10 protein-coding genes are annotated in these 11,485 nt (G+C 71.1%); 3 read left to right on the plus strand and 7 right to left on the minus strand.

What is annotated here, in order from left to right; genetic code table 11:
- On the plus strand, positions 1-307 hold a 307-nt coding region (locus tag ABZ641_RS15245; RefSeq protein ID WP_359982126.1), incomplete at its 5' end, for a hypothetical protein.
- Positions 308-358: 51 nt separating this feature from the next.
- Here the strand turns inward: ABZ641_RS15245 and ABZ641_RS15250 are convergent.
- Complete coding sequence (locus tag ABZ641_RS15250) at positions 359-1,099, minus strand: Tellurium resistance (RefSeq protein WP_344622693.1); 741 nt, start codon at positions 1,097-1,099, stop codon at positions 359-361.
- A gap of 319 nt (positions 1,100-1,418) precedes the next feature.
- On the opposite strand from ABZ641_RS15250, the gene ABZ641_RS15255 reads away from it, so the two are divergent.
- Complete coding sequence (locus tag ABZ641_RS15255; RefSeq protein ID WP_344622692.1) at positions 1,419-2,483, plus strand: DUF2637 domain-containing protein; 1,065 nt, start codon at positions 1,419-1,421, stop codon at positions 2,481-2,483.
- Positions 2,484-2,560: 77 nt separating this feature from the next.
- Here the strand turns inward: ABZ641_RS15255 and ABZ641_RS15260 are convergent, their stop codons facing one another.
- The 5 genes from ABZ641_RS15260 to ABZ641_RS15280 form a co-directional block, all read right to left on the minus strand.
- Positions 2,561-3,655 carry a DUF475 domain-containing protein gene (locus ABZ641_RS15260; protein WP_344622691.1) on the minus strand — a complete coding sequence of 365 codons (1,095 nt, stop codon included), beginning with the start codon at positions 3,653-3,655 and terminating at the stop codon, positions 2,561-2,563.
- A 54-nt stretch (positions 3,656-3,709) separates the two neighbouring features.
- Positions 3,710-4,285, minus strand: coding sequence for a TerD family protein (locus tag ABZ641_RS15265; RefSeq protein WP_344622690.1), 576 nt, complete (start codon positions 4,283-4,285; stop codon positions 3,710-3,712).
- 235 nt (positions 4,286-4,520) lie between these two features.
- Positions 4,521-5,096 carry a TerD family protein gene (locus ABZ641_RS15270; protein ID WP_344622689.1) on the minus strand — a complete coding sequence of 192 codons (576 nt, stop codon included), beginning with the start codon at positions 5,094-5,096 and terminating at the stop codon, positions 4,521-4,523.
- A 190-nt stretch (positions 5,097-5,286) separates the two neighbouring features.
- The gene (locus tag ABZ641_RS15275; RefSeq protein ID WP_030267523.1) at positions 5,287-5,745 is read right to left on the minus strand and encodes a peroxiredoxin; all 459 of its coding nucleotides are present in this window, start codon (positions 5,743-5,745) and stop codon (positions 5,287-5,289) included.
- 234 nt (positions 5,746-5,979) lie between these two features.
- The gene (locus ABZ641_RS15280) at positions 5,980-6,417 is read right to left on the minus strand and encodes a DUF3052 domain-containing protein (protein WP_030267527.1); all 438 of its coding nucleotides are present in this window, start codon (positions 6,415-6,417) and stop codon (positions 5,980-5,982) included.
- Positions 6,418-6,939: 522 nt separating this feature from the next.
- Between ABZ641_RS15280 and aceE the strand changes: the two genes are divergently transcribed.
- Positions 6,940-9,690, plus strand: a complete 2,751-nt coding sequence (aceE, locus tag ABZ641_RS15285) for a pyruvate dehydrogenase (acetyl-transferring), homodimeric type (RefSeq protein ID WP_344622688.1) — start codon at positions 6,940-6,942, stop codon at positions 9,688-9,690.
- 137 nt (positions 9,691-9,827) lie between these two features.
- On the opposite strand, the gene ABZ641_RS15290 is transcribed toward aceE, so the two are convergent.
- Positions 9,828-11,485, minus strand: a 1,658-nt coding sequence (locus ABZ641_RS15290) for a serine/threonine-protein kinase (RefSeq protein ID WP_359982131.1), incomplete at its 5' end; no start/stop codon positions are given.

The raw sequence follows: 11,485 nt of genomic DNA on the forward strand, positions 1-11,485 counted from the left end.
GGCCCCGGCGCCCGCCGGGTACGGCTACCCGCAGCCGTCCGCCGCGCAGGCCGGCGGGTACGGCTACCCGCCCCAGCAGCCCCAGCAGCAGCCCCAGCAGTCGCCCCAGCCCGGTGGCTACGGCTACCCCCAGCAGCAGCCGGGGTACGGCTACCCGCAACAGCAGCAGCCGGCGCCCGGCTACGGGTACCCGCAGCAGCAGCCCGCCCCGCAGCCCCAGCCGCAGGCCCAGCAGGCCGCCCAGCAGCCGACGGGTGCGCCCGGCTTCGCGCTGCCGCCGCAGGGCCCGCAGTTCCAGCCGCGCTGACCGCCGGGGCGCGCCGTCCGCACGGCGCGCCCCCGGAAACGTCCGGCCGGATCAGGCCGCCGGCCCGGCCGGGCCCTTGTAGCCGCGCTGCCACTGCATGCCGAAGCCGTACAGCCGGTCCAGATCCGACTGGAACCCGTGCACGTAGCGCACCTCGCGGCGGACGGTGAGCTGGCCGTCGCCGGAGTTCTCGATCAGCACCACCGCGCAGGAGCGCGCGGCCGGCGCCCGCTCGTCCAGCTTGATCTCGATCCGCGGACCGGTCTGCGGCACGATCGTCACGGTGGCGTGGGTGTGGCCGAACGCGGGCGTGTCGTCGTAGATGTAGACGAAGATCAGCAGCCGCCGGAACTGGTCCTTCTTCTCCAGGTTGACGTACATCGTCTCGCCGGACGGGGCGCCGTAGACGTCGTCGCCGCTCAGCTTGATGTACGGCGGCCGGTTGAGGTCGCCGAAGTAGCCGCCCAGCGGCTGGACGACCCCGCGGCTGCCGTCGGCCAGCTCGTACATGCAGGCCAGGTCCAGGTCGACGCTGACCGGCGCCCGGTCCAGCGACTGCGGCGCCATCGGACGCAGGTTCCGCAGGTCGAACAGGTTGCGCAGACCGCCACCCCCGGACGGACGATCCGCCGAACGGGTGGTCCAGTGCAGGTTGACGTACAGATACCCGGTGGTCGCCGCCGCACCGGTCAGCGCGTGCTGCGGTTGGGACTTGGTCAGCGTGACCTTGAACTGCCCCCCGGAGTCCACTCCCCTGCGGTCCCCCTTGAGGAACTCCCAGACCGAGACCATGGCGTCCGCCCTCCCCCTCTCCCGGCCGTCCGGCCGGTGATCGCCCTCCGTCGTGCACCGTGCTCGTATCGTCCCATCAGAGCCATACCCCACCGACGACGATGAGCCACCGTCAGTCCTCCGCCTGGCGGCCGATCGCCGCCTCCCGTACCATGCCGGGCCGTTGGACGCGATATCGTCGGTGCCGCACAGGAGTCCCCGACGTCCCGTGCGGCGGCGTCCACGACGCCCCGTCAGGATCCCGACCCGCCCGGGCCGCCTCCTGTGCCCGACCGCGTTCCATCCCCCTGTCCTGCGGAAATTCGAGGCCCGACCCACGATGAACCTCTCCTCCATACAGCTGGTATGGGCCGTCATCGGCGGCGCAGCCCTGCTGTTCACCGCCGTCCTGGTGGCCGTGCTGCGCGTCAAGAACAACAAGACCGACGAGAACACCGACTCCTGGGAGCGCAGCGAGGAGCGCCGCCGCCGCAAGGAGGCGGTCTACGGCGGCGCCTCCTACGTGCTGCTGTTCTGCTGCGCCGGTGTCGCGGCCGCGCTCTCCTTCCACGGCCTGGTCGGCTTCGGCCAGGAGAACCTGGGTCTGTCCGGCGGCTGGGAGTACCTCGTCCCGTTCGGCCTCGACGGTGCCGCGATGTTCTGTTCGGTGCTCGCCGTGCGCGAGGCCAGCCACGGTGACGCGGCGCTCGGCTCGCGCCTGCTGGTCTGGCTGTTCGCGGTGGCCTCGGCCTGGTTCAACTGGGTGCACGCCCCGCGCGGCGGTGCCCACGACGGCGCCCCGCAGTTCTTCGCCGGCATGTCGATCTCGGCCGCGGTGCTGTTCGACCGGGCGCTGAAGCAGACCCGCCGGGCGGCGCTGCGCGAGCAGGGCCTGATCCCGCGGCCGCTGCCGCAGATCCGCATCGTCCGCTGGCTGCGGGCGCCCCGCGAGACCTACGCGGCGTGGTCGCTGATGCTGCTGGAGAACGTGCGCAGCCTGGACGAGGCGGTCGACGAGGTCCGCGAGGAGCGGCAGGCCAAGCAGGAGGCGAAGCTGCGGGCCCGCTCGGCGGACCGCCGCGAGCGCGCCGAGCTGAAGGCGATCGCCCGCTCGCAGGGCGGGGTGCTCTCCCGGGCGCGCGGCGGCCGCGAGGTGCCGGCGCTGACCGCGGCCGGTGCGGGCGAGTCCTCCGCTACGGAGCCTGCTCTAGCCGACGAGGACCCGATGGCCAAGGTCGGCCCCTCCGCGCTGGAGCCCGCCGCCCTCACCGCCGGCCGGCGCCCCCGCGCCGCCGTCGGCAGCTCCTCCAGCATCGACCTGACGCTGGACGAGGACACCCTGTCGATGCCGAAGCTGGACTCGCTGGAGCGCAAGCTCCGCGCGATCGAGCAGCAGCTCGGCTGACCCCGGCGACGCACCGGCGACACGAAGGGCCCCGCACACCGAGGTGTGCGGGGCCCTTCGCCGTGACCGCGCCCGGATCAGACCGAGGTCGTCTCCGGTTCGGAGGTCTCCAGCGCCTGCTCGCGCCGGTTGCGGACCACCGAGGAGGCGAGCGCCGCACCGATGAAGCCGACGCCGATCAGGCCGGTGACCAGCTCCGGGATGTGGTACTCGATCGAGGCCAGCAGGATCAGCGCCAGCGCGCCGATCGCGTAGTGGGCGCCGTGCTCCAGGTACACGTAGTCGTCCAGGGTGCCCTTGCGGACCAGGAAGACGGTGAGCGAGCGGATGTACATGGCGCCGATGCCCAGACCCAGGGTGATCATGAAGATGTCCTGGGAGATGGCGAAGGCGCCGACCACGCCGTCGAAGGAGAACGACGCGTCCAGGACCTCCAGGTAGAGGAAGAGGAAGAACGCGGCCTTGCCGCCGACCTGGACGATCGACTTGCCGGTCTTCTCGGCCTCCTCCTCGGCCTCCTCCTGCGCCTCCAGGCCGGACTCGAAGACGCCCGAGAGGCCGTTGACGGCGAGGTAGGTGGCGAGGCCCATCAGGCCGGCCAGCAGCACCGTCTCGGCGTGCTCGGCGGCGAAGAGGCGGGCGGACACGGCCAGCACGACCAGCGCGATGACCGAGGAGAGGGCGTCCAGCTTGCCGATCTTCTCGAGCGGCTTCTCCAGCCAGCGCAGCCAGTTGAAGTCCTTCTCCTCGAAGATGAAGTCGAGGAAGATCATCAGCAGGAAGATGCCGCCGAAGGCCGCGATGGCCGGGTTGGCCGCCTCGAGGTAGTCGGCGTAGGTCTGGCCGTTGTAGGTCTTGGTGGAGTCCAGGGCCAGCTCGATGACCGTGCCCGGCGCGAGGTGGGCCGTCAGGCCGACCACCAGCAGCGGGAAGATCAGGCGCATGCCGAAGACGGCGATCAGGACGCCGACCGTCAGGAAGATCTTCTGCCAGAAGGCGTTCATCCGCTTCAGGACGGTGGCGTTGACGACGGCATTGTCGAACGAGAGGGAGATCTCGAGGATCGAGAGGATCAGCACGACGCCGAACCCTTCGGCCCCCCAGATCAGGCCGGCTGCGATGAGGCCGACGATCGTGATGGCGAAGGACCATCCGAATGTGCGGAGGAACACGGGGTCAGTTACCTTTCGATTTCATGTCCACGGGCGTGTTTTCGGCGGCGGACTTTACTGGACGTTTACGCCGAAATCCAGGGCGATGCCGCGCAGGCCCGAGGCGTAGCCCTGGCCGACGGCGCGGAACTTCCACTCGCCCTGGTAGCGGTAGAGCTCGCCGAAGATCATCGCGGTCTCCGTGGACGCGTCCTCGGTGAGGTCGTATCGGGCGATCTCGCGCCCGTCCGTCAGGTTGACCACGCGGATGTAGGCGTTGGACACCTGCCCGAAGTTCTGGATCCGGGCCTCGGCGTCGTAGATCGACACCGCGAAGACGACCTTGTCGACCTGGACGGGCACCAGGTCGAGGTTGACCTGAACGACCTCGTCGTCCCCGTCGCCGTCGCCGGTGAGGTTGTCGCCCTGGTGCTCGACCGACCCCTCGGGGCTGCGCAGGTTGTTGTAGAAGACGAAGTACTCGTCGCCGAGCACCCGGCCGCCGCCGCAGAGCAGCGCACTGGCGTCCAGGTCGAACGGCGCGCCGGTGGTCGAACGGGCGTCCCAGCCCAGCCCGATCTGCACCTGCGTCAGGTTGGGCGCGGCCTTGGTCAGCGAGACGTTGCCGCCCTTGGCCAGCGTGACACTCATCTGGATTTCCTCCCAGTCCCCCCGTCCCCGGGGCCTCTCTGCCGGGCCGGCTCGGGCCTGCGACCGGCACGACGGGACGTACCCCAGATCTACGCCCCCGCACCGTCGCGCGATCCCGCACACCGGCCTGAACTTCCTGAACTACCTGCCCGCACCGCCGCGGACACGCAGCGGCCGGGGCCGGTACGGGAATGCACCCGTACCGGCCCCGGCCAAGAGTATGCAGCCGCCCCGGTCAGACGTTCACGCCGAAGTCCTGCGCGATGCCGCGCAGGCCGGAGGCGTAGCCCTGGCCGATGGCGCGGAACTTCCACTCCGCGCCGTTGCGGTAGAGCTCGCCGAAGACCATCGCCGTCTCGGTGGAGGCGTCCTCGGAGAGGTCGTACCGGGCGATCTCGGCGCCGCCGGCCTGGTTGAGCACGCGGATGAAGGCGTTGCGCACCTGGCCGAAGTTCTGCTGGCGGTTCTCGGCGTCGTAGATCGACACCGGGAAGACGATCTTGGCGACCTCGGCCGGAACGCCGGCGAGGTTGACCTTGATCTGCTCGTCGTCGCCCTCGCCCTCGCCGGTGAGGTTGTCGCCGGTGTGCTCGACCGAGCCGTCCTGGCTGGTGAGGTTGTTGAAGAAGACGAAGTCGGCGTCGGAGCGGACCTTGCCCTGGTCGGTGCAGAGCAGGGCGCTGGCGTCCAGGTCGAAATCGGTGCCGGTGGTGGTGCGGACGTCCCAGCCGAGGCCGACGATCACGGCCGCCAGGCCAGGGGCCTCCTTGGTGAGGGAGACGTTGCCGCCCTTGCTCAGGCTGACACCCACTAGTCCTCCAAAGGTGCGGGAGGCACGTGCTGGTGCCCCCGGTGGTGCGGGTCCGGGCCACCCCGTGCGGGGCACCCGTCCTGCCAACGGCCCGATCGTAGTGCCGGGTTCCCCACCGGTCCGCCAGGAAAACCCGGCGCGTCGGACAACCGTCCGAACGCGCCGGGCCCGGGCGGGGCGCCCCCGACGATCAGAGCGCGCCGAGGGCAGCCAGGTACTCCTGCTCGTCGCGGGCGTCCGGCAGCCCGTTGACCACGGACCAGCGGACGGCGCCGGCCTTGTCGATCACGAAGGTGCCGCGGACCGCGCAGCCCTTGTCCTCGGCGAAGACGCCGTAGGCGCGGGAGACCTCGCCGTGCGGCCAGAAGTCGGACAGCAGCGGGTAGTCCAGCCCCTCCTGGTCGGCGAAGACGCGCAGCGTGAACGGCGAGTCGTTGGAGACCGCCAGCACCTGGACGTCGTCGTTCTGCAGGCGCGGCAGCTCCTTCTGGATCGCGCACACCTCGCCGGTGCAGACACCGGTGAAGGCGAACGGGTAGAAGACCAGGACGACGTTCTTCTCGCCCCGGAAGTCGGAGAGCTTCACGAGCTCGCCGTGCTGGTTCTTGAGCTCGAAGTCCGGAGCCTGGGTGCCGACCTCGATGGCCATGGATGGGACCTTCCTCGTCGTGGTGCCGCGGCCGCGGAGCGCGGCCTCGGGACAGGGGCATCCTCGCATCCGTCCGGGTGGTTTCGGCCGTTCGGGTGAGATGGGCGGAGGCCCGGCCCCATGGTTTCGCCCTCGGTGAACATCCGCACCGGCGGCAGCCACAACATGGCGGGGCATGCCGAAGGGCCCCGCTGGAGGATGCTCCAGCGGGGCCCTCGACGGTCGTTCCGTAGGTCAGCGCTTCCCGGAGCGTGCGGCCTTCGGGGTGGCCAGGCGGGTGCCGGCCCAGTCCTTGGCGATCGCGACCGAGCTGGTCTGCGACAGGCCGGCCGTCTTGGCGGCGTCGGCGATCTCGTGCGCCTCGACGTGGCCGTCACGGCCGGTCTTGGGCGTCAGCAGCCAGATCAGACCGCCTTCGGCGAGGTACTCCAGCGCGTCGACGAGGGCGTCGGTGAGATCCCCGTCCTCCTCGCGGTGCCACAGCAGGACGCCGTCGGCGACGTCGTCGTAGTCCTCGTCGACGAGATCGCTGCCAGTGATGGACTCGATGCCCTCGCGGAGCTCCTGGTCACTGTCTTCGTCGTACCCGAGCTCCTGGATGATCTGGCCCTCTTCGAAGCCGAGACGAGCTGCCGGGTTGGACTTGTCCGCGGGGTCCGCGGTCGCGCTCACGGGAATAACCTCCAGTATTCGGCTCGGCGTCCATGCCGAGGCTGTGGGCGTAGTCCACACGTGCGCGGCGGTTCGCGCAAGTACCCGACACCCGATCCCACCCAAAGGTTGACGTGGGGAAGGGGGACACGCCGAGTGATGTGTTGGGAATCACACCCGTTTGCCCTTTTCTGCCCCGACCAATCATGCTTCGACCCCTGGCCCAGGTCCAGCACCGGCCGCACACGTGCCCGAGATGCGAACGGCATTCGGGGTCACCGCTCCGGCGGGCGTAGAGTCTCCTGTTGGCCCTCAGCCCGACCGCCCTTCCGGGCGGGAGGGACCCAGGTCGGACCACCTCTTCGTAACACCACAACCGGGGGTGCGCAGGACGGGCGACGACGCCCCCCGCACCACCCCCCGACCGGCCCGCCCACCAGGCGGAACGGTTACCGATCGGTAGAGATGACGGATCTCCGAGTCGCGGTACACGATGGAGGCGGCGCGACACACCTCAGTTTCGACCGACAGTGAAGGAACAGCGTGGCTTCCGGATCCGATCGCAACCCGATCATCATTGGCGGCCTTCCGAGTCAGGTCCCGGACTTCGATCCCGAGGAGACCGCGGAATGGCTGGAGTCGCTCGACGCGGCCATCGACGAGCGGGGGCGTGAGCGCGCCCGCTACCTGATGCTCCGCCTGATCGAGCGCGCCCGCGAGAAGCGTGTCGCCGTGCCCGAGATGCGCAGCACGGACTACGTCAACACCATCGCGACCAAGGACGAGCCGTTCTTCCCCGGCAACGAGGAGATCGAGCGCAAGATCCTCAACGCGACCCGCTGGAACGCGGCCGTGATGGTCTCCCGGGCGCAGCGCCCGGGCATCGGCGTCGGCGGCCACATCGCCACCTTCGCCTCCTCCGCGTCCCTGTACGACGTGGGCTTCAACTACTTCTTCCGCGGCAAGGACGCCGAGGGCGAGTCCGGCGACCAGATCTTCTTCCAGGGTCACGCCTCCCCCGGCATCTACGCCCGCGCGTTCCTGCTGGACCGACTCACCGAGCAGCAACTCGACGCGTTCCGCCAGGAGAAGTCGAAGGCCCCCTACGGCCTCTCCAGCTACCCGCACCCGCGGCTGATGCCGGACTTCTGGGAGTTCCCGACCGTGTCGATGGGCCTCGGCCCGCTCGGCGCGATCTACCAGGCCCGGATGAACCGGTACCTGGAGCACCGCGGCATCAAGGACACCTCCGACAGCCACGTCTACGCCTTCCTCGGCGACGGCGAGATGGACGAGCCCGAGTCGCTCGGCCAGCTGTCGCTCGCCGCGCGCGAGGGCCTGGACAACCTGACCTTCGTGGTCAACTGCAACCTGCAGCGCCTCGACGGCCCGGTCCGCGGCAACGGCAAGATCATCCAGGAGCTGGAGTCGCAGTTCCGCGGCGCCGGCTGGAACGTGATCAAGCTGGTCTGGGACCGCAGCTGGGACCCGCTGCTCGCGCAGGACCGCGACGGCGTCCTGGTGAACAAGCTGAACACCACGGTGGACGGCCAGTTCCAGACGTACGCCACCGAGACCGGCGCGTACATCCGCGAGCACTTCTTCGGCGGCGACCTGCGCCTGCGCGCCATGGTCGAGAACATGTCCGACCACGAGATCCAGCACCTGGGCCGCGGCGGCCACGACCACCGCAAGGTCTACGCCGCGTTCAAGGCCGCCCGCGAGCACAAGGGCCAGCCGACGGTCATCCTCGCCCAGACGGTCAAGGGCTGGACGCTCGGCCCGAACTTCGAGGGCCGCAACGCGACGCACCAGATGAAGAAGCTGACGGTCGAGGACCTGAAGCGCTTCCGCGACCGCCTGCACCTGCCGATCACCGACAAGCAGCTGGACGAGGGCTACGCGCCCTACTACCACCCGGGTCGCGACTCGGAGGAGATCCAGTACATGCACGACCGCCGGCGCGAGCTCGGCGGCTACGTGCCGACCCGCAAGGTGCGCCCGCGCAAGCTGGAGCTGCCCGGCGACGACGCGTACAAGGCGGTCAAGAAGGGCTCCGGCAACCAGACCATCGCCACCACCATGGCGTTCGTCCGGCTGCTCAAGGACCTCATGCGGGACAAGGGCATCGGCAACCGCTTCGTGCCGATCGCGCCGGACGAGTACCGCACCTTCGGCATGGACTCGCTCTTCCCGTCCGCCAAGATCTACAACCCGCTCGGCCAGACCTACGAGTCGGTCGACCGCGAGCTGCTGCTGGCGTACAAGGAGTCCCCGACCGGCCAGATGCTGCACGACGGCATCTCCGAGGCGGGCTGCACCGCCTCGCTGATCGCCGCCGGCTCGTCCTACGCGACGCACGGCGAGCCGCTGATCCCGGTGTACGTCTTCTACTCGATGTTCGGGTTCCAGCGCACCGGCGACCAGTTCTGGCAGATGGCCGACCAGCTGGCCCGCGGCTTCGTGCTCGGCGCCACCGCCGGCCGCACCACGCTGACCGGCGAGGGCCTGCAGCACGCCGACGGCCACTCGCACCTGCTGGCCTCGACCAACCCCGCTGTCGTCGCGTACGACCCGGCGTACGGCTACGAGATCGCCCACATCGTGCAGGACGGTCTGCGCCGCATGTACGGCTCCAGCGCGGAGTTCCCGACCGGCGAGGACGTCTTCTACTACCTCACCGTCTACAACGAGCCCATCAAGATGCCGGCGGAGCCGGAGGGCGTCGACACCGACGGCATCCTCAAGGGCCTGTACCGGCTCAAGGGCGGCGAGGCCGGCGCGATCCCGGCGCAGATCCTCGCCTCCGGCGTGGCAGTGCCGTGGGCCCTGGAGGCCCAGCGCATCCTCGCCGAGGAGTGGAACGTCAAGGCCGACGTGTGGTCCGCGACCTCGTGGAACGAGCTGCGCCGCGACGCCGTCGAGGTGGAGGAGTTCAACCTGCTCCACCCGGAGGAGCCGCAGCGCGTCCCGTACGTGACCGCCAAGCTCCAGGGCGCCGAGGGCCCGTTCGTCGCGGTGTCCGACTGGATGCGCGCGGTGCCGGACCAGATCTCCCGCTGGGTGCCGGGCACCTGGCAGTCGCTGGGTGCGGACGGCTTCGGCTTCGCCGACACCCGCGGTGCGGCCCGTCGCTTCTTCCACATCGACGCGCAGTCGGTCGTCCTCGCGGTGCTCACCGAGCTCGCCAAGCAGGGCAAGGTCGAGCGCAGCGTGCTGAAGTCCGCGATCGACCGCTACCAGCTGCTCGACGTGGCCTCGGCCGACCCGGGTGCGGCCGGCGGCGACGCCTGATCCGCTGGATCCGGTCCGGAGGGCCGGCCGCCCCGCAGGGGGTGGCCGGCCCTCCGGCGTTCCCGGCTCACGCCGTCCGGTTCACGCCACGTCGTTCACGCCACGTCGTTCACGCCACGTCGTTCACGTCACGTCGTTCACGTCACGGTGAAGGTGTTCAGGACGGTGGAGAACTGCTGCCGGGCGACCGTCCAGTCCTCCTCGGGCGAGGCCGCGTAGATCGCGTACTCGGTGCCGTCCGGGGCGATGAACGCCTGGTCGATCGCGTGCCGCGGGTTGCCCTGCTGGTCGGTGGAGGTGAACTCCCAGAGCGCGCCCTCGCGGCCCTGGTAGACGTTCGGCTGCAGGACGACCCGGGTGTAGTCGGGCTGGGCGGAGACGGTCTGCTCCAGCTCCAGGAAGTGCGCCTCGGGTGACTGGGCGGCACCCGGTGCGACGCCGAAGCGCAGCAGGTGCAGGCCGCCGTCCGGGGAGTAGTCGATCTGGCCGCCCGACTCGCTGCGGGTCCAGCCCTGCGGCACGGCCACCCGGAATCCCGCCGGGTCGTCGCTCCACCGGAAGCCTGCCGGGGCCGGGGTGCCGGCCGGCGTGGGCGTGGGGGTGGGCGTCGGGCTGGGTGTCGGACTCGGCGTGGGCGTCGGCGTGGGGGTGGGCGTCGGGCTGGGCGTGGGGGTCGGGGTCGGGGTGGGCGTCGGCGTCGCGGTGGGGGCGGCCGTGGTCGGGGAACCGGCGGCCGAGGAGGTGTTGGGCTCGTCCGAGCCGCCGAGCAGGGCGAAGGCCACGCCGCCGGCCAGTGCCGCCGCCACCAGCACGCCCGCGGCGATCAGCCAGGCCCGGCGTCGGCCGCGCGCCGGCCCGGCCCCGTCGGCGGGCTCCTGCGGCGGTTCCGCGGCCGTCGGCTCCCCCGGCGGCGGGGCGGCCGCGGACAGCGCTGCCGGGGCGGGGACGGGCGTCGGCGGCGTCGCCACGGTGGGCACGCCGAGGACGGGAGTGGCCCGCTCGGTGGGCGCCTGCACGGCCCGCGGCCGGCCTCCCGCGAGCTCGTGCAGCATCGCCAGGGCCTCGGGGGCGGTGGGCCGCTCGGCCGGGTCCTTGCGCAGCAGCGCCTCCAGGACGGGCGCCAGCGGGCCTGCGTTGCGCGGCTCCGGCAGCGGGTCGGCGACCACCGCCTGCAGGGTGCTCATGGTGGTCGTCCGGTGGAACGGGGACTGACCCTCGACCGCCGCGTACAGCGTCGCGCCGAGCGACCAGAGGTCCGACTCGGGGCCGGGCCGGTGGCCGGTGACCCGCTCCGGGGCCACGTAGTCGGGCGAGCCGACGATGTCGCCGGTGCGGGTCAGGCCGGGGGCGCCGGCCAGCACGGCGATGCCGAAGTCGGTGAGGACGGCCCGTCCGCCGCGCTCCAGCAGGATGTTGGCGGGCTTGACGTCGCGGTGCAGCACGCCGTTCCGGTGCGCCTCGTCGAGGGCGGCGAGCACCTGCTCGCCGATCCGGGCGGCGTCCTTGGGCAGCAGGGTGCCCTCCTCGGCGACGACCTCGGCGAGCGAGCGGCCGTCGATCAGCTCCATGACGATCCACGGCCGGCCGGCCTCCTCCAGCACGTCGTACACGGTGATCACACCGGGGTGCTTGAGCATCGCGGCCGCGCGGGCCTCCTGCTCCATCCGCGCGCGGACGGCGGCGAGGTCCTCCTCGGGCAGGCCCGCGACGCTCAGCTCCTTGACCGCGACCCGGCGGGCGAGCTTGTCGTCCCGGGCCACCCAGACCGTGCCCATGCCGCCGCGGCCGAGCCGCC

The organism is Kitasatospora sp. NPDC007106, from assembly GCF_040634455.1.
GTDB classification, from domain to species: domain Bacteria; phylum Actinomycetota; class Actinomycetes; order Streptomycetales; family Streptomycetaceae; genus Kitasatospora; species Kitasatospora arboriphila.